At 71.1% G+C, this 18,789-nt stretch carries 15 protein-coding genes; 11 read left to right on the plus strand and 4 right to left on the minus strand.

All coding sequences use genetic code 11. The annotated features are described in order from the left end of the window. Positions 1-55 precede the first annotated feature (55 nt). Positions 56-856: a Bax inhibitor-1/YccA family protein gene (locus tag ACFQ9V_RS13730; RefSeq protein ID WP_382459686.1), complete on the minus strand. Its 801-nt coding sequence runs from the start codon at positions 854-856 to the stop codon at positions 56-58. Between the two features lie 27 nt (positions 857-883). Beyond that, positions 884-1,489, minus strand: a complete 606-nt coding sequence (locus ACFQ9V_RS13735; RefSeq protein WP_382459687.1) for a hypothetical protein — start codon at positions 1,487-1,489, stop codon at positions 884-886. A 64-nt stretch (positions 1,490-1,553) separates the two neighbouring features. Here ACFQ9V_RS13735 and ACFQ9V_RS13740 point away from each other — a divergent pair, with 64 nt between their 5' ends. The 3 genes from ACFQ9V_RS13740 to ACFQ9V_RS13750 all read left to right on the plus strand — a co-directional run bounded on the left by ACFQ9V_RS13740 (position 1,554) and on the right by ACFQ9V_RS13750 (position 6,280). Further along, on the plus strand, positions 1,554-2,621 hold the full coding sequence (locus tag ACFQ9V_RS13740) for a glycerophosphodiester phosphodiesterase family protein (protein WP_382459688.1): 1,068 nt from the start codon (positions 1,554-1,556) through the stop codon (positions 2,619-2,621). Positions 2,622-2,690: 69 nt separating this feature from the next. Continuing rightward, positions 2,691-5,231 (plus strand): ATP-dependent helicase, encoded by a 2,541-nt coding sequence (locus tag ACFQ9V_RS13745; RefSeq protein WP_382459689.1) that lies wholly within the window; start codon positions 2,691-2,693, stop codon positions 5,229-5,231. Continuing rightward, positions 5,228-6,280 (plus strand): FUSC family protein, encoded by a 1,053-nt coding sequence (locus ACFQ9V_RS13750; protein ID WP_382459690.1) that lies wholly within the window; start codon positions 5,228-5,230, stop codon positions 6,278-6,280. Before ACFQ9V_RS13745 ends, ACFQ9V_RS13750 begins: the two co-directional genes overlap by 4 nt. Here ACFQ9V_RS13750 and ACFQ9V_RS13755 read toward each other — a convergent pair. Together ACFQ9V_RS13755 and ACFQ9V_RS13760 are read right to left on the minus strand one after the other, a co-directional pair. Then, entirely contained in the window at positions 6,277-7,116 is an 840-nt protein-coding gene (locus tag ACFQ9V_RS13755) for an oxygenase MpaB family protein (RefSeq protein ID WP_382459691.1), read from the minus strand. The two genes, ACFQ9V_RS13750 and ACFQ9V_RS13755, sit on opposite strands and share 4 nt — an antisense overlap. Continuing rightward, positions 7,113-8,612, minus strand: coding sequence for a hypothetical protein (locus tag ACFQ9V_RS13760; protein ID WP_382459692.1), 1,500 nt, complete (start codon positions 8,610-8,612; stop codon positions 7,113-7,115). The genes ACFQ9V_RS13755 and ACFQ9V_RS13760 overlap by 4 nt, the downstream gene beginning before the upstream one ends. 234 nt (positions 8,613-8,846) lie before the next feature. Here ACFQ9V_RS13760 and sucC point away from each other — a divergent pair, with 234 nt between their 5' ends. From sucC to ddaH, 8 genes are all read left to right on the plus strand, one after another. Then, positions 8,847-10,010, plus strand: a complete 1,164-nt coding sequence (gene sucC / locus ACFQ9V_RS13765; protein WP_382459693.1) for an ADP-forming succinate--CoA ligase subunit beta — start codon at positions 8,847-8,849, stop codon at positions 10,008-10,010. Positions 10,011-10,028: 18 nt separating this feature from the next. Then, positions 10,029-10,916 carry a succinate--CoA ligase subunit alpha gene (sucD, locus tag ACFQ9V_RS13770; protein WP_179605066.1) on the plus strand — a complete coding sequence of 296 codons (888 nt, stop codon included), beginning with the start codon at positions 10,029-10,031 and terminating at the stop codon, positions 10,914-10,916. 145 nt (positions 10,917-11,061) lie between these two features. Next, positions 11,062-12,447 (plus strand): hypothetical protein, encoded by a 1,386-nt coding sequence (locus ACFQ9V_RS13775; RefSeq protein ID WP_382459694.1) that lies wholly within the window; start codon positions 11,062-11,064, stop codon positions 12,445-12,447. Between the two features lie 55 nt (positions 12,448-12,502). Further along, the gene (locus ACFQ9V_RS13780; RefSeq protein ID WP_382459695.1) at positions 12,503-13,780 is read left to right on the plus strand and encodes a DUF6350 family protein; all 1,278 of its coding nucleotides are present in this window, start codon (positions 12,503-12,505) and stop codon (positions 13,778-13,780) included. Between the two features lie 58 nt (positions 13,781-13,838). Continuing rightward, positions 13,839-14,432 (plus strand): phosphoribosylglycinamide formyltransferase, encoded by a 594-nt coding sequence (gene purN / locus ACFQ9V_RS13785; RefSeq protein WP_382459696.1) that lies wholly within the window; start codon positions 13,839-13,841, stop codon positions 14,430-14,432. Beyond that, positions 14,429-16,009 (plus strand): bifunctional phosphoribosylaminoimidazolecarboxamide formyltransferase/IMP cyclohydrolase, encoded by a 1,581-nt coding sequence (gene purH, locus ACFQ9V_RS13790; RefSeq protein ID WP_382459697.1) that lies wholly within the window; start codon positions 14,429-14,431, stop codon positions 16,007-16,009. The genes purN and purH overlap by 4 nt, the downstream gene beginning before the upstream one ends. Before the next feature lie 125 nt (positions 16,010-16,134). Then, a complete protein-coding gene (locus ACFQ9V_RS13795) occupies positions 16,135-17,190 on the plus strand; it encodes a Glu/Leu/Phe/Val dehydrogenase dimerization domain-containing protein (protein ID WP_382459698.1) in 1,056 nt (351 codons plus the stop codon). A 105-nt stretch (positions 17,191-17,295) separates the two neighbouring features. Continuing rightward, positions 17,296-18,498, plus strand: coding sequence for a dimethylargininase (gene ddaH / locus ACFQ9V_RS13800; protein WP_382459699.1), 1,203 nt, complete (start codon positions 17,296-17,298; stop codon positions 18,496-18,498). Positions 18,499-18,789 lie beyond the last annotated feature (291 nt).

Consider the following 18,789-nt stretch of genomic DNA (forward strand, 5'->3'; position numbering starts at 1 on the left):
GACGTGAGAAGGGCCGGGATGCTGATGCATCCCGGCCCTTCTGCGCGCGCGACGACTAGTTGCGTGCGATCGCGAGGAAGCGCAGGATCTCGAGGTACAGCCAGATGACCGTGACCATGATGCCGAAGGCTCCTGACCAGCCGTAGACCCGCGGAGCGCGGTTCTTCACGCCGCGCTGGATGAAGTCGAAGTCCAGCACGAGCGAGTACGCGCCCATGATGACGACGAGGACGCCGATGATCAGGCCGAGCTTGATGCCTGTGTTCCCGAGCTCAACGCTGTTGAGGCCGAACATGCCGTTGGTGGCGCCGGTCCACATCAGGACGACGTTGACGAGCGAGTAGGCCAGGTAGCCGAACAGCGCGATGAGGAAGATCTTGGTGGCCTTGGCCGACGCGCGGATCTTGCCCGAGGCGAAGAGCGCGAGGGTCACGCCGACGACCGCGAGCGTGCCGATGACCGCCTGGATCACGATGCCCGGGTAGATCGACTCGAACACCGCGGAGATGCCCCCGACGAAGAGGCCCTGCACGCCGGCGTAGCTCAGGATGAGCGCGGGCGACGGCTTCTTCTTGAAGATGTTGACCAGCGCGAGCACGAAGCCGACGATCGCCGCGGGGAGGGCGAGCCCGGGGACCATCCAGCCGACCACCGCGCCAGCAACGAGGAGGGCGAAGGAGATCGCGCTCTTGTTGATGGTGTCCTCGACGGTCATGCGATCGGTGTCCGCGGAGGTCGCGGACGGCGCCTGATAGATCTGCTCGAGGTTCTCGGCGCTGACCGTGGTGGCCGTCGCCGCCTGCCCGTTGTTCTGGAAGGCCGGATTCGTGGAGAATGCCGGGTTGGTGAGTGCCATGGGTTCCTCGCTATTGTCGGGGACCGCTTACGGTCTCGGTGCGTCCAACCTACCTGGTTGGTTTCTGAGAGTTCTGACAGCTTGCCATGAATCGAGTGCGACCGCTCCGGCGCGGGCCAGCCACGCCGAGCCCACGACGATGACGCTCATGACCAGGATGGTGATCCAGCCCTGGCCATACGTGGTCACGAACAGCGGGAGCACCAGGCTGGCGGCGATCGGCAGCAGCAGCACGGCGAACGTCGGGAGCGGCCGGAGCCGCACGAGCAGCCACGCCGCCAGCACGATGGCGTAGCACCAGGCGAAGCCGGAGCCGCCGAGCATGAGCCAGCTGAAGCCGAGCACCGGGACGACCACGGCCACCCTCCGGCCGATCGTGGACGGCATCACGGCCCACCCCGCCGGCTGCAGGATCGAACCGGCCAGCAGGAACGGCAGGCTGTAGGCGGTCGTCACCAGGACGCAGGCCGTGCCGACGACGATCATCGCGAGCCCGGCGATCCACCGGCCGCGGTAGCTTCCCCAGTGCAGGCCGAGCGAGCGCGTCGGCTCGCGCCAGGCGCCGGGCGCTCCCGAGGTCTCGGGGAGGGGCGCCGGCGCGGTCGGGGTCGGGAGGCCGTCGGGGTCGGGCACACTCCGATTGTGTCACCCGCACGTGCGCATCGGAACGGATTCGACGCCCGGCTAGTATCGCCACATGCGTGCCCGCTCCAGACCGTCCGTCATCGGTCACCGAGGCGCGCCCGGATACCGGCCGGAGCACACGAGGGCGTCGTACGAGCTGGCGTTCGCGCTCGGGGCGGACTCGGTCGAGCCCGACCTGGTCGCCACCAAGGACGGCGTGCTGGTCGTGCGGCACGAGAACGAGATCTCCGGCACGACGAACGTGGCCGAGCATCCCGAGTTCGCCTCCCGCCGCACGACCAAGGAGGTCGACGGGATGCCGTTGACCGGGTGGTTCACCGAGGACTTCACCTGGGCCGAGCTCGCCACCCTACGCGCGCGGGAGCGCGTCCCGCAGCTTCGCCAGGCGAGCTCGACCTTCGACGACCGCTACCCGATCCTGCGTCTCGCGGACGTCCTGGAGGTCGTGGACGCGGCCTCCGACGCGGCGGGCAGGGCGCTCGGGCTGGTGGCCGAGCTGAAGCACGCCACCTTCTTCGAGGCGGCCGGCTTGCCGCTGCACGAGCTGTTCCTGGCCGAGCTCGCCGCGGCGGGCTGGTCCGACCATCCCGGGCTCGTCGCCGAGAGCTTCGAGAAGACGGTGCTCGGGCGGCTTCACGACGGCGGCTTCCGCGGGAAGCGCGTCTACCTGCTCGAGGCGGAGGGCGCACCCGCCGACCGCGTCGCGTCGCTCGGGGCTGCGGCACCCGGCTACGCCTCCGACCTCACCCTGCGCGGGCTCTACGCCCTCGGCTCGGCGGCGTCCCCGGCGGAGCGGGTGGACGGGATCAGCGTGGACGTCTCGCAGATCCTGCACTCGGGCTCGGTGGCGGTGGGCCTGTTCGGCGAGGACGAGGGCGGCGTCGACATCGGTGCGGTCACGTCCGACCTGGTCGACCTCGCGCACTCGGCCGGGCTGTTCGTCTACTGCTGGACCCTCCGGCCGGAGAACGGGATGCTGCCCGCGGAGTTCCGCAGATCCGGCCGCGACGACGAGTGGGGGGACTGGCGGCGGCTGTTCGCGATCCTGCTGCACTCCGGCGTCGACGGGGTGTTCGCCGACCATCCCGATCTGGCGGTGGCGGTGCGCGACGGGCGGTGAGCGCGTCCTGTCGCCCGACTGCGCTGCCGGGCCGCGATGACGGTGGCGGCGGCTAAAATGTCTGGAGACATGACGAGCCTTCCCGACGCCCCCTCCTCCACTTCCGCGGTGCCCTCCTCCGTGCCGATCATCCTCGACGGCTGGGAGGGCGACGTGCGCCCCGGCGACGGCGCGGCCCAAGGTCGTGACGGCGCAAGCGGAGGTCGCGACGGGGCAGGCGGCGGTCGCCGCGGGCCGAACGAGCGCCTGTTCGCGGGGCTCAACCCGCAGCAGCGCGAGGCGGCCGAGTACCGCGGGCCCGCGCTGCTCATCGTCGCGGGCGCCGGCTCGGGCAAGACGAGCGTCCTGACCCGCCGGATCGCCGGGCTCATCGAGAGCCGCGAGGCCTGGCCGAGCGAGATCCTCGCCATCACGTTCACGAACAAGGCGGCGAACGAGATGCGCGAGCGCGTCGAGCAGCTGCTCGGCGGCCGGGCGCAGGGCATGTGGATCTCGACCTTCCACTCGGCGTGCGTCCGCATCCTGCGCCGGGAGGCCGAGACGATCGGCAAGACGCAGAGCTTCACGATCTACGACTCGGGGGACACCCGCGCGCTGCTCAAGCGGATCATCAAGGAGCTGGACGCCGACACGCTCGGCTTCACGGTCGCGGGCACCTCCGGGCGTATCTCCAAGCTCAAGAACGAGCTGACCGACATCGAGACCTACGCGCGCTCGGCCAACCTGAGCGACCCGCAGGAGGTGATGTTCCTCGAGATCTTCCGGCAGTACACCCGGGCGCTCCGCCGGGCCAACGCCTTCGACTTCGACGACCTCATCGCCGAGACGGTGTTCCTCTTCCGGGCCTTCCCGAAGGTCGCGGCGCTGTACCAGACCCGGTTCCGGCACATCCTGGTGGACGAGTACCAGGACACCAACCACGCGCAGTACTCGCTCATCCGCGAGCTGACCATGCCGGTCTCTCCCGACGTCGCGGAGGAGATGGAGCAGCACGGCCGCAACGTGAGCAAGCTGCGCGACGTGGTCGGCGCCATCCCGGGGGCCTCGCTGACCGTGGTCGGCGACTCGGACCAGTCGATCTACGCATTCCGCGGCGCGGACATCCGCAACATCGTGGAGTTCGAGCGCGACTTCAGCGGCGCCAAGGTAGTGCTGCTGGAGCAGAACTACCGGTCGACGCAGAACATCCTGAGCGCGGCCAACGCCGTGATCGCCAACAACTTCGACCGCAAGGACAAGAAGCTGTGGACGGCGGTCGGCGACGGCGACAAGATCGTCGGCTACACCGGCTACTCGGGTCACGACGAGGCGCAGTTCGTCGCGGATGAGATCGAGAAGCTGCACGCCGCGGGCATGGACTACAAGGACATGGCGGTCTTCTACCGCACGAACGCCCAGACGCGTGCGCTGGAGGAGATCTTCATCCGCTCGGCGCTGCCCTACAAGGTGATGGGCGGCACCAAGTTCTACGAGCGCGCCGAGATCAAGGACTCGATGGCGTACCTGATCACGGTCGCCAACCCGGACGACACCCTGGCCCTCCGCCGCATCCTGAACACGCCCAAGCGCGGCATCGGTCCGGCGACCGAGACGCAGCTCGCGAGCTACGCGGAGGACAACGGCTTCACGTTCCGCGATGCGATGCGCGACGCCGGGTCGCTCGGCCTCGGGCCGAAGGTGACCGGCGCCATCCTGCAGCTCTCCGGGCTGCTGGACGAGGCTGCGGCGAAGATCGACCCGGCCAACCCGGCAGGCGCCGCGTCGGTCGCGGACGTGCTCACCTTCCTGCTCGACGGCAGCGGCTACCTCGAGGTGCTCCGCAAGAGCCGCGACCCGCAGGACGAGGCGCGAGCCGAGAACGTGGACGAGCTCGTCGCGGTGACCCGCGAGTTCGCGCGCAACAACCCGGACGGCACGCTGGTCGACTTCCTCACCGAGGTGTCGCTGGTCGCGGCGGCGGACGAGATCGACGACTCCAGCGGCTCGGTTTCGCTGATGACGCTGCACACGGCCAAGGGGCTGGAGTACGACGCGGTGTTCCTGACGGGCATCGAGGAGGACCTCCTCCCGCACCGGATGTCGGCCAACGAGCCGGGCGGACCGGCCGAGGAGCGGCGGCTGTTCTATGTGGGGATCACGCGCGCCAAGAAGCGGCTGTTCCTGTCGCTCGCCATGACGCGGGCGCAGTTCGGCGAGACGGCGGTCGCGATGCCGAGCCGTTACCTGCAGGAGATCCCGGCGGACCTCATCGACTGGCGGCAGTCGCCTGGTGCGGCGAACGGGCGCGGCGGATCGCAGTCGCGCGCGCTGAACGCCCGACGGCCCGGGATCGGCGGCACGGCGGGACGCTGGAACGAGAGCTATCCGGTGGGCGGCAGCGCGCCGGCGGAGCGCCCGAAGGCGGAGTGGCCGAACCGGGTGACCGGCAAGGTCCGAGACAACGGCGACCTGGAGCTCGCGCCGGGCGACCGCATCCGGCACGCGGACTTCGGCGACGGCCGGGTGACCAACGTCACCGGCGAGGGCGCCAAGCGTGTCGCGCACGTCCAGTTCGAGAAGGTGGGCGCGAAGAAGCTCCTCATCAAGATCGCACCGATCGACAAGCTGTGAGGCTGCGGCCGAGGCAGCAGCTGGCCTCCCTGAGCGTCGAGGTCGGCCTCCGGGCCGCCGCCGCAGTGGCGGTGCCGCTGCTGGTCCTGCTCGCTGTCGGACGCCTCGACCTCGCCGCGTACGCCACGTTCGGCGCGTTCACCGCGCTGTACGGACGCAACGAGCCCTATCGGCTCCGCCTCCGCAGCGTCTCGGTGGCGGCGGTCGCGCTTTTGGCGAGCATCGCGCTCGGCGTCCTGGTCGCGGTGCTGGGCGAGCCGCTGTGGCTCGCGGCGGCCCTGCTGGTGGCCGTGGTGGTGATCGGGACCTTCTTCGCGACCGCCTTCCAGCTCCTGCCGGCCCAGCCGCTGTTCTTCGTGTTCGCGCTGCTGGTGTGCGCGGCGATCCCGACGCCGGCAGCAGAGGCCTGGGGCCGGATCGGCCTCGCAGCCGCCGTCGCGGCGTTCTCGTGGCTGCTGACGATGTCGGGCTGGCTGCTGCGCCGCGCGGCCGGCGACCGGGCCGCGCGGACGGGCGCCGTGCTCCTGAAGAAGCTGCACCGCCGCCCCGGCGTCGACACGAGCGTTCTGCGCGACCGCCGGGTCTGGCTGACCGCGGCGCAGAACGGCTTCGGCGTCCTCATCGCGGGAGGCCTCGCCCTCGCGTTCGGGCTGGGCCACGCCTACTGGGCGGTGGTGAGCCTGGTCGCCGTCATCCCTCCCGCGCGCGCCGCGCACTCGATCTCCCGTTCGCTCCACAGGATCCTCGGCACCATCGGAGGCGTCGTCGTGGCGGCGCTGGTCCTGGTGTGGTCGCCGCCTGCCCTCGTGGTGATCGCGGTGATCGTGGTCTGCCAGTTCTTCGCGGAGATGCTGGTCGGCCGCCACTACGGCTACGCCCTGCTCTTCATCACCCCGATGGCGCTCGCGGTGTCGCACCTCGCCTCTCCGGCGCCGCTCGGCACGCTGGTCCTCGACCGCGTGCTCGAGACCGTGCTGGGCGCCTCGATCGGGATCGGCCTGGTGCTGCTGGCCCGCTGGATCGAGCGATCGCGGGGGCTCGCCGGCTAGCCGCGCTCCTCCGTCAGCGACCGCCGCAGCCGGGCCAGGTACAGGTCGCGCGGCCGCTGTCTGAGTCGCAGCGGGAGCCGCGGGTAGACCGCCTCCGCCACCCGCATCCGGCGTTCGAAGCCGCGCTCGATCGAGGGCGTCCACGGCAGCCCGAACTGGTCCCGCACGCTCGGCGGCAGCAGCCCGGCGGTGACGACCCGGGCGTCCGGAAGGGTCGCGCGGAGCCAGAGCGGCACACGTCGCGGATGGAGGATCTGCCCGGCGACCGCGCGGGTGGCGTTCGTCACGCGGAGCCGGCCGACCATGTCGTGCCAGTAGTCCTGGAAGTCGCCCTCGGTGGCGGGCCACTCCTCGGGGCGGAGTTGGAGACCGCCCCCGGAGATGGTCGCCTCGCGGTACAGCTCCTGGCGTGCGGCGGGGCTCAGCGGGCCGAAGACGCGCTCGCCGAGGTCGACCATCGTGGCGTAGAGGGTCGCCGCCACCCAGAGCTGCAGCTCTGTGTCGAAGGCGTTGTACGCCGGCTCCGAGCCGGTGGCCGCGCCGCGCACGGGCGCGTGCGCCCGGTTGACGCGCCGGCGGACCACGGCGAACTCGGCGGGCGTCGCGAAGGTCGCGGCGTAGACGAAGGTCATCGTTGCGTGGAACCGATCCAGCATCCGGTTGGCGAAGTCGCTGTGCTCCACCACACCGCGCCCCACCGCAGGGTGCGCGATCTGCAGCAGGAGGGCCCTGCCGCCACCGGCGAGGCAGAGCGCCTCGCCGGTGAGCTGCAGGTACGTGAGCTGCCCGGTCACCCCGGATCGCGACGAGCCACGGACGGCGCGGGTGGTGGTCATGCGTCCATCCTGCAATGGGAATCTGAGTTCCCGCGACGCAGCCGCCGGCCGAGTGCGGCGGTCAGCACCGCGCCGCCGGCCACCGCGAGGCCGACCGCCGCCGGCCATCCCTCCGCCGCCCAGGAGCCGCCGGTGTCCGCCAGCGCGGCCGGCGCCATCGGCGCCGGCGCGGGCTCCTCGGGCGCCGGGACCACGGGAGCCGACGCCACCGTGATCTCCGTGGCGACGCCGAACGCCGACCGCCAGGGACGGATCCGCTCCCCGCCGTCTCCCGCGGACAGTCGCGCCGGATCGATCTGCTCGACCCAGACGTAGTGCCCTGCGGCGGGAATCGCGCACTCGGACGTGTCGTACTCGCCCGTGCCGTCCACCGTCGTCTCCACCGTGCACACCACCGGCGCGCCGTCTGGGACGTCGGGCGACTCCGACAACGGAGCGGGGAACGGGCCGTACAGCGTGCTCTCGACGACCGCCTCCACCGGCTCGAACCCGTCGCCCACCGCGCGCACGCCCCAGGACGGCAGGAGCCCGTCTCCGGAGTCGACCGCCACGGTGAGCCGGTCGTGGATGAGCGCGCCGGGCAGGGCCTCCGGGTCGCTCGTCACTGTCGAGACGATCGGCTGGAACGGCAGCGGGGACGGACCCGTCGTGGACGCCGCAGCGCGCGCCTCCGCCGTCGCGGGCACAGCGACGAGGACGGCCTGCGCGTCCCCGTGCGGGGCGGCGACCAGCAGCCGGTCGCCGTACGGCAGCCCGTCGAGGGAGGCCGCAGCGCTCACGGTCACGCTCGCCCCGTCGCCGGACGGCATGATCGCCAGGTCCGTCCCGGTCGGGACGTCGGCGTCGGCGGCGCCGTCCGCGAAGGCCGCGCCGTCGAGCGACACCCGTGCCCGGTGTGCACCAGGAGCCAGGAGTTCCGCCCCGGAGGGCCGCACGACGGAGAGCTCGACGCGGACCCGGCCCGGGCCGGTCTCCGCCAGCTCGAGCACGGTGTCCGCCCGCACCGAGGACGAGCCGAGGCGCGCGGCCTCGTCCACCATCTCGTGCGCCCGGGCGAGGACCCGGCCGGCGTCCGACCCGGCGCGGGCGGCGAGTTCCTCCGGTGTGTGACCGCCGAGGCCCGCGACCAGCCAGGTCGCGATCTGCCCCGCGGCGGCGGTCAGCCGGTCGTCGGTGCCCGCCCAGGTGCGGGAGATGTACGCGAGGGAGGCCGACTGCTCCGGCGTGTACCAGCCGAGCGCCGCCGCGTCCGCGTAGTCGTAGCCGTTGCCGGTGGGGCTCGGCTTGCCGGCGTTCAGGCAGAAGCCCTGGGCGCCGTCGTCGAGGCGGTAGGTCCCGAGCCACCAGCCGTCCTGGGAGAGGTAGCCGGGGCCGTGGCCGGCTCCGGTCAGCGCACGGGCGTCGGGGGACGCGGCGAGCGCGTGCAGCATGCCGAGGAAGACGGCGAGGCCGGCGAGGACGAAGACGGTCACGAGGTTCGATATGCGATGTGTCATGCCCTCAACGGTCGCGGCGACGGACCGCCAGCGGACGTCTCGGAGCGAATCCGTGGAGAGATCGTCCTGCGCGTCGCCCTGTGGAGGAGAAACCGATTCGGGCTGTTCAGTCGGACACGCTAAAGTTCTCACTGGCGAATTTATCTCGGCGTCGAGCTATTCTCCCGCCGGACCGCCCAGGAGACAATCGCCGGAGCGCCACGAGCGCGCCGGACATCAGCGGATTGGATAACCGTGGATCTATTCGAATACCAGGCCAGAGACCTGTTTGAGAAGTACGGCGTCCCGGTGCTTCCGGGCATCGTCGCCGACACTCCGGAGGAGGTCCGTGCGGCCGCGGAGAAGCTGGGCGGCGTCACCGTCGTCAAGGCGCAGGTCAAGGTCGGAGGCCGTGGCAAGGCGGGCGGCGTGAAGGTCGCCAAGACGCCGGACGAGGCCGAAGAGGCCGCCAAGGCCATCCTGGGCCTGGACATCAAGGGCCACGTGGTCCGCCGGGTGATGGTCGCCGGCGGCGCCCGCATCGCCCGCGAGTTCTACTTCTCGGTGCTCCTCGACCGGGCCAACCGCTCCTACCTGTCTCTGACCAGCGTCGAGGGCGGCATGGAGATCGAGCAGCTCGCGGTCGAGAAGCCCGAGGCGCTCGCCCGCATCGAGGTCGACCCGCGCGGCGGCCTCGACTCCGCGAAGGCCGTCGAGATCTCGAAGGCCGCGGGCTTCCCCGACGAGCTGGTCGCGAAGGTCGCCGATGTCTTCGTCAAGCTCTACGACGTCTACACGGGTGAGGACGCGACGCTGGTCGAGGTCAACCCGCTCGTCCTCACCGAGGAGGGTGACATCATCGCCCTCGACGGCAAGGTCACCCTCGACGAGAACGCCGGGTTCCGTCACCTCTACCACGAGGCACTCGAGGACGCGGACGCCGCGGACCCGCTCGAGGCCAAGGCGAAGAAGGCCGACCTCAACTACGTCAAGCTCGACGGTCAGGTCGGCATCATCGGCAACGGCGCCGGACTGGTCATGTCCACGCTCGACGTCGTCTCCTACGCGGGCGAGAAGCACAAGGGCGTCAAGCCGGCCAACTTCCTCGACATCGGCGGCGGCGCGTCCGCCGAGGTCATGGCCGCCGGCCTGGACGTCATCCTCAACGACCCGCAGGTCGCGAGCGTCTTCGTCAACGTCTTCGGCGGCATCACCGCGTGCGACGCGGTCGCGAACGGCATCGTCAAGGCGCTGGAGATCCTCGGCGACGAGGCGAACAAGCCGCTCGTCGTCCGTCTCGACGGCAACAAGGTCGAGGAGGGCCGCCGCATCCTCACCGAGGCGAACCACCCGCTGGTCACCCTCGCACTCACCATGGACGAAGGCGCCGACAAGGCCGCCGAGCTGGCCGCGAAGTAAGCAAGGACGAATCAGAGAATGTCTATCTTCCTCAACAAGGACTCCAAGGTCATCGTCCAGGGCATCACCGGCGGCGAGGGCACCAAGCACACGGCGCTCATGCTGAAGGCCGGCACCCAGGTCGTCGGCGGCGTCAACGCCCGCAAGGCCGGCACCACGGTGACGCATGGCGACGTCGAGCTCCCCGTCTTCGGCACCGTCGTGGAGGCGATCGAGAAGACCGGCGCGGACGTGTCGATCATCTTCGTGCCGCCGGCGTTCGCGAAGGACGCGATGGTGGAGGCCATCGACGCCGAGATCCCGCTGCTCGTCGTCATCACCGAGGGCATCCCGGTGCAGGACTCCGCCGAGGCCTGGGCCTACGCCAAGGAGAAGGGCAACAAGACCCGGATCATCGGCCCGAACTGCCCCGGCATCATCACCCCGGGTGAGTCGCTCGTCGGCATCACCCCCGCCACCATCACCGGCAAGGGCCCGATCGGCCTGGTCTCCAAGTCCGGCACGCTGACGTACCAGATGATGTACGAGCTGCGCGACCTGGGCTTCTCGACCGCCATCGGCATCGGCGGCGACCCGATCATCGGCACCACGCACATCGACGCGCTCGCCGCGTTCGAGGCCGACCCGGAGACCAAGGCGATCGTCATGATCGGCGAGATCGGCGGCGACGCCGAGGAGCGCGCTGCCGACTTCATCAAGGCCAACGTGACCAAGCCGGTCGTCGGCTACGTGGCCGGCTTCACCGCGCCCGAGGGCAAGACGATGGGCCACGCCGGCGCGATCGTCTCCGGCTCGGCCGGCACGGCGCAGGCGAAAAAGGAGGCGTTGGAGGCCGCGGGCGTGAAGGTCGGCAAGACCCCGTCCGAGACCGCCGCGCTGCTCCGCGAGGTCTACGCGGCGCTCTAACGGCACCGCTCGAACCGCCGATCGGGGCCGGACTCCTCCACGGAGTCCGGCCCCGATCCGTCTCTCCACAGCCTGGTTTCGAGGCTGCCCGCACCCGCGGCGACGGCGCTACAGTGAGCGCACCACCGTCCGGGAGGGGGAGGCGATGCCACGTCTGACGAACGCCGATCTGGCGCGCAGGGTCGCAGCACTGGAGTCCGAGAACGCCGCGCTCCGGAGCCGGCTCGACGAGAACGCGACCGAGCCGCTGCCGGACTTCGCGACCGCGCCGGAGCCGAAGCACAAGCGCGGCTGGGGCTGGACCCTGCTCGCCGTCGTGCTCATCGTGATCGGCGCGATCCTGGCGCCCGTCGCGGTGGTGGCCTCCTGGGCGAAGGTGCAGCTCACCGACACGGACGCGTTCGTCGCCACCTACGCGCCGCTCGCGAACGACCCGGGTGTCCAGGCGTACGTCACGGATGAGACGGTCAAGGTCATCCAGCAGCACGTCGACATCCCGCAGCTCACCTCGCAGGTCATCGACGGCATCACCGGCCTCGGCACCGGGCCCGTGGCGACGAAGGCGCTCGACGCTCTCAAGGCGCCGCTCTCGCAGGGCATCGTGTCGCTGATCCAGACCGCCGTCGGCCGGTTCGTGGCCTCCGACGCGTTCGCCCAGGTGTGGCAGGACGCCCTCCGGGTCAGTCACACCCAACTCGTCGCGACGATGCAGGGCAATCCGCAGGCAGCGGTCGCGATCGGCAAGGACGGATCGGTCGGCGTCCAGCTCGGGCCGATCATCGACAAGGTGAAGCAGGTCCTCGTGGACCAGGGGATCACCTTCGCGTCGCGCATCCCGACGATCGACAAGACGATCACCGTCGCGCAGAACTCGTCGATACCGACCCTCCAGGTCTTCTACAACCTCGCCGTCGTCGCGGGCGCCTGGCTCCCCTGGGTCTCGATCGGCCTGCTCGCGCTCGGGGTGATCGTCGCGCGCCGCCGCGCCCTCGTCCTGATCGGGGCGGCGTCGGCGCTGGCCATCGCGATGATCGTCGTCGTGTCCGGCATCGCGATCGGCCAGATCGTGTTCATCGCCTCTGCCTCCCCCGGACTGGTGCCGGCCGGTGTCGCGACGACGCTCTACACGACGGTCTCGACGGCGATGAAGGACACCGGTGTCGCCGTGCTGGTGCTGGCGATCGTCGTCGCGCTGGTCGGCTGGTACTCGGGGCCGTTCGCGGCGCCGCGCAAGCTGCGCGGGTTCTTCGGCTCCGGGGTGACCTGGGTGCGGGAGTCCGCCGAGCGGCACGGGATCACCACCGGCCGGGTGGGGGAGTGGCTCTACGCCCAGCGGGTGCTGCTCCGGGCCGCGGTCGCGGTCATCGCGGCAGCGGTGGTCCTGTTCGTGCGACCGCTCACCCCGTCGCTCATCATCTGGACGCTGGTGATCGCGGCCGTCGTCATCGCCATCCTGGAGCTCGTCCAGCGACCGGTCATCACGGTGCCGGAGGACGCCGACGACGACACCCCGGTGATGACCGTCTCCTGAGGCCCGAAGTGTCTGCGGTGCGGGCGACCCTGCGCCCGGTAGGCTCCATCCGGTCATGAATCGCACAACCGTCGCCCTGCTCGCCGCACTCGAGGCGGTCATCGTCGCGGCGATCGGGCTCGCGATCTGCCTCGTCCCGCTCACCATTCTCTGGGCGGCCCAGTACCATCTCGCCGGGGACTTCGCGATCGTCTGGCGCGCGACGGCGGACATCTGGCTGCTCGGGCACGGCGTGAACCTCACGGTGACGCTGGACCCGCAGCTCGTCGGATCCCTCGGCCTCCCGGCCGCCGCCGCGCCGTTCCAGGTGACGATCGCGCTCCTGGGTTTCGCCGCGCTCACCGCCGGGCTCGGCGTGCGCACCGGGCTGCGCGCGGCCGAGACGCCGTACCGCACGACCGGGGCCGTCTCCGCGCTCGCGGTGTTCTTCCTGATCTCAGTCGTGGTCACGGTGACCGCGGGCAACGAGCTCGTGCAGCCGTCGCTCTGGCGGGGGTTCGTGCTCCCGACCTTCGTGTACGCGCTCGGCATCGGGATCGGCTTCGTGTTCGCGGCGCTCCGTGGGGTGCGTGAGCCGGCCACCGATCACACTGGCGACCGGACGGGCGACGAGCGTGCGACCTCGGCGCCCGGCCGCGGCGCCGCAGCGCCGGTCGGCGTCGCGGTCCGCTCGCGGGTCGCGGCCGTCCCCGCCCCCGTCCGCACCGCGGTCCTCGGCGCCCTGCGCGCCGGCAGCGCAGCGACCGCCATCGTCATCGGCCTGTCCGCGCTGCTCCTCACGCTGCTCATCTTCGGCAACTACGGCATGATCATCGGCCTCTACGAGCAGCTCCAGACCGGTGTCGCCGGCGGCATCGCGCTGACCGTCGCCCAGCTCGCCTTCCTGCCGAACCTCGTGATCTGGCTGATGTCCTGGCTGGTCGGGCCGGGGTTCGCCATCGGCACGGGGTCCACGGTCAGCCCGATCGGGACCGCGCTGGGGCCGCTCCCCGGCGTCCCGCTCTTCGGCGTCATCCCGGCCCACGGCTACACCTTCGGGCTGGCGGGTGTGATCGTGCCCCTGCTCGCGGGCTTCCTCGCCGCCGCCCTGCTGCGCGCCACGAGGAAGGCCCAGCCCGACGGAGCGCTGGCCCTCATCCTCACCGCGCTCGGCATCGGCGTCGTCGCGGGCATCGAGCTCGGCCTCCTCGCCTGGTGGTCCTCCGGCGCGCTCGGCCCCGGCCGGCTGCACGACGTGGGTCCGAATCCGTTGCTCGTCGGCGCGCTCGCGGCGGGCGAGGTGGCGGTGGCCGCCGTCATCGGGCTGCTGGCCGGAGGCCGCGCCCGGCGCTGAGCCGGAGAGCGCTCCCTCACCGGTCGGGGCCCGCCCCGGCGGTGGGTAGGCTTGTCGCGTGCTCTCGATCGTCGTGCTGATCTCCGGTGGTGGCTCCAACCTGCGTGCGCTGCTGGAGGCCGCCTCCGACGCCGAGTTCCCTGCCCGCGTCGTGGCGGTGGGGGCCGACCGCGACGCCGACGGCCTGGACCACGCCGAGGAGTTCGGCATCCCGTCGTTCACGGTGCCATTCACCTCCTACGACGGCCGGGAGGAGTGGGGCGACGCCGTGCTGGAGCAGATCCGGCTCTGGGAGCCCGACCTCGTCATCCTGTCCGGCTTCATGCGCCTGCTGCCGCCGCGCGTGGTCGACGCGCTCTCGCCGCACCTCATCAACACGCACCCGGCGTACCTGCCCGAGTTCCCCGGCGCGCACGGCGTGCGCGACGCGCTCGCCGCCGGAGCCACCCAGACCGGCGCCAGCCTGATCGTGGTCGACAACGGCGTCGACGCCGGACCCGTGATCAGCCAGGAGCGCGTCCCGATCGTGCCGGGCGACACCGAGGCCAGCCTGCACGAACGCATCAAACCCGTGGAGCGACGGCTGCTGATCGACGCCGTCCTCGACATCGCCAACGGACACATCGACCTCAAGGAGCTCTCCCGAGTATGAGCGGACCCCGCCACGACGCCAGCCTCTACCGCGAACGGGACGTCGTCCCGATCCGCCGCGCACTGATCTCGGTCAGCGACAAGACCGGCTTGCTCGACCTCGCCGCGACTCTGGCGGAGGCCGGGGTCGAGATCGTGTCGACCGGCTCCACCGCGCAGACCATCCGCGACGCGGGCCACGCCGTGACCGACGTCGCGAGCGTCACCGGCTTCCCGGAGTCGCTGGACGGCCGGGTCAAGACGCTGCACCCTGCCATCCACTCCGGTCTGCTCGCCGATCTGCGGCTCGCCTCGCACGAGGAGCAGCTCAAGGACCTCGGCATCGAGCCGTTCGAGCTCGTCGTCGTCAACCTCTACCCGTTCGTCGAGACCGTCGCCTCCGGCGCGGTCGGCAACGACGTGGTCGAGCAGATCGACATCGGCGGCCCGGCGATGGTGCGCGCGTCGGCCAAGAACCACGCGAACGTCGCGATCGTCGTCTCGCCGGACGACTACGCGGAGGTCACCGCGGCAGTCGTGGCAGGCGGCACGAGCTTCGACCAGCGCCGGGCGCTCGCCGCGAAGGCGTTCGCCCACACCGCCTCGTACGACGGCGCCGTCGCGGCGTGGTTCGCGGGGGAGGCTCCCTCCACCGCCGACTTCGCGGAGCGCTTCGAGGTGCGCGCCGAGCTGAAGCAGACCCTCCGCTACGGCGAGAACTCGCACCAGGCCGCGGCGCTCTACGCCGACCCGGCCGGCCGCGGGATCGCCCAGGCGACGCAGCTCGGCGGCAAGGAGATGTCGTACAACAACTACGTGGACGCCGACGCCGCGCTGCGCAGCGCGTACGACTTCGCCGAGCCGGCTGTCGCGATCATCAAGCACGCCAACCCGTGCGGCATCGCGGTCTCCGACGACATCGCCGACGCCCACCGCAAGGCGCACGAGTGCGACCCGGTCTCCGCCTACGGCGGCGTCATCGCCGCGAACCGCACGGTGACGCTCGCGATGGCCGAGACCGTGAAGGGCATCTTCACCGAGGTGCTCATCGCCCCGGACTTCGAGCCCGAGGCGCTGGAGCTGCTGCAGACCAAGAAGAACCTCCGCATCCTGCGGCTGCCCGAGGGCTACGGCCGGTCGGTGACCGAGTTCCGGCAGCTCTCCGGCGGCGTGCTGGTGCAGGACGCCGACCGCTTCGATCAGTTCGACTCCAGCGGCTGGACGCTCGTCTCCGGCGCGGAGGCCGACGACGCCACGCGCGCCGACCTCGAGTTCGCCTGGAAGGCCTGCCGCGCGGTCAAGTCGAACGCCATCCTGCTCGCCACGGGCGGCGCCTCCGTCGGCGTCGGCATGGGCCAGGTCAACCGGGTGGACTCCTGCAACCTCGCCGTCAGCCGCGCGGGCGACCGCGCAGCGGGCTCGGTGGCGGCCTCCGACGCGTTCTTCCCGTTCGCGGACGGCCCGGAGATCCTGATCGCCGCGGGCGTCTCCGCGATCGTGCAGCCGGGCGGGTCGATCCGCGACGAGGACGTCATCGCCGCGGCGAAGGCGGCCGGGGTGACGATGTACTTCACCGGAGAGCGCCACTTCTTCCACTGAGAAGAATGAGCCACCGACCCGGCACTGACCGGCTCGCCGGATTGCATCCCCTCGCGGGGTCGCGGAGAATAGACGACGGTCCACAAGACCCTCAGCATTCACCGCGATCCCACGAGGAGACACCGATGTCCGTCCTGCCCACCGAGCTTCCGCACGAAACACTGCATGTGGTGAAGGGGAGGCGGAGCGGCCTCACCATCAGCATCGCGGTGCACTCCACCGTCCTCGGCCCCGCCCTCGGCGGCTGCCGCGTGTGGAACTACGACTCCTGGCAGGAGGCCGTCGCCGACTCCCTGCGCCTGGCCGAGGGGATGACGTTCAAGAACGCCGCCGCCGGCCTCAACCGCGGCGGCGGCAAGGCTGTCGTCTACCTGCCGCGCGGCAAGCAGCTCAGCCCGACCGAGCGCTACGAGGTCATGCTCGACCTCGGTGACGCCGTCGAGAGCCTGGGCGGCAGCTACATGACCGCGGAGGATGTCGGCACGAGCGCCGAGGACATGTCCGTCGTCGCGACCCGCACAGCCCACGTGTGCGGCCTCCCGCCCGCGGAGGGCGGTGTGGGCGAGCCGAGCGACGCGACTGCCGCCGGTGTGTACGCCGGTCTGCTCGCGACCCTGGAGCGCGCCACCGGCAGCCGCGACGTCGCCGGCCGCCGCGCCACCGTGCTCGGGCTCGGTCACGTCGGCTCGATCATCGCCATGCGCCTCGCGAGCGAGGGCGCGGTGCTCACGGTCACCGACGTCAACCCGGCCAAGCGCGCCCTCGCCGAGGCCCTCGGCGCGGCCTGGGTGGAGCCGGGCGAAGCGCACCGCGTGGAGGGCGACCTCTTCGTCCCCGCCGGTGTCGGCGGCGTCCTGACGGACGCCGTGATCGACGAGCTGCGCGTCAAGGCGGTCGTCGGACCGGCGAACAACCAGCTCGCCGAGCGTGCAGGCGCCGAGCGCCTCGCCGCCCGCGGCATCCTGTGGGCGCCCGACTTCGTCGTCAACGCCGGCGGCGTCATCTTCCTCGCGATGATGAACGAGGAGCAGCCGTCGGCCGAGGCAACGCGCGAGCGCGTCGAGGCCATCGGCGACATCGTTGCGCGCGTCTTCGACGTGGCCGCCGAGCGCGGCATCACCACGCTGGCGGCCGCCGACGAGATCGCCCTGGCGCGCCTGCGCGAGCCCGCGCACGCCTGAGTCGTTCCCGCGTCCCGCTATCGGCCGCTGCGGCCGATAGCGGGACGCTCTGCGTCGACGTATGCCAGCATTCCCATAGGGAGCGGTCGGATAGGCTTTTGTCCCATGACTTCCTCCTGGGCCCGCCGGCTCGTCGCCTCCCTCGTGTCCGCTGTCGCCGTGGCCGCCATCGGCCTCGTCGCGAGCACCGTCGTGCTGCTCGTCGCGAACCAGCTCAACACGCAGGTGCTGGGGAGCATCACGACATACGTGGTCTGGCCGACGCTCACCGCGTTCGTCCTCTCGGCAGTGGCGGCGCTCCTCGGAAGCATGGACCGCCGCTGGATCGCCGTCGTCGCGGGCATCCTGGTCGCGGTCGTGAGCACGGTGATCGGGATGCTCATCCTGTTCTCGACGCTCAACGCCCCGATCAACGGGACGGCGTGGGGCCAGATCGCTCAGTCCTTCATCTCGATCAACCTCCCGTTCTGGCTCGCGGTCTCCATCGCGTTCCCGACCGCCGGCTACGCCGTGTTCGGCGCCATCGAGTCGCAGGCCGGCCCGGTCTCCCGCAAGATCGCGCTCGTGCGCATCCCCGCAGGCGACCTCAGCGAGGGCCTCGTCACCCACATCGACCGCGAGGCCGTCGACAGCGAGGTCGCCGACTCCCAGTGGGACGCCTACGTCGCCGCGCTCTCCGCCGCCGGCTGGCAGACCGTGGAGGTCGCCAGCGCCGACCAGCTCGCCGACTCCGTGTTCGTGGAGGACACGGCCGTGGTCTTCGGCGACACCGCCGTCATCACGCGCCCCGGCGCGGACTCGCGCAAGCCCGAGATCGCCGGCACCGAGGCCGCGCTGCGCGCGCAGGGCCTCCGCCTGCTGCGTATTGAGGAGCCGGGCACCCTCGACGGCGGCGACGTCCTCAAGGTCGGCGACACCGTCTACGTCGGCCGCGGCGGCCGTACCAACGCGGAGGGCATCCGCCAGCTCCGCGCGCTCGTCGCCCCGCTCGGCTACACCGTCGTGGCGGTGCCGGTCACCAAGGCGCTGCACCTGAAGACCGCCGTCACCGCCCTCCCTGACGGCACCGTGATCGGCTTCGAGCCGCTCGTGGACGACGCGCGGATCTTCGAGCGGTTCCTGCCGGTCCCGGAGGCGCACGGCACCGCCGTCGTCGTCCTGGACGACGAGACCGTGCTGATGTCCTCGTCGGCGCCCGGCTCGGTCGCGCTGGTGGAGGACCTCGGCTACACGGTGATCCAGGTCGACATCTCGGAGTTCGAGAAGCTCGAGGGCTGCGTCACCTGCCTCTCGATCCGCATCCGCTAAGGCCCGACATTCGTCACGAATCGCGGCAATAGCGCCGCGATTCGCGACATTCGTCACGAATCCTCGTGTGTCGAATGAAAAAACTTCTTGCGCTCTGAGGGATCCTGGGAATATTCTGTAGGGCTGCCTTGTCGCAGCATTCGGAAGACGCATCGGGCTACTGGGAGGACGCCATGACAACGACTGAGAACACACGAACCGTGACCGTGTTCGGGCTCGTCGCCGCCGCGTACGCGTCCCCGGAGCCGGCCCCCGCCTGGTAGGTCCCAGGCAGGTACGCGCTTCCGGCTG

Source organism: Leifsonia sp. NPDC056665, from assembly GCF_042791795.1.
Taxonomy (GTDB): Bacteria; Actinomycetota; Actinomycetes; order Actinomycetales; family Microbacteriaceae; genus Leifsonia.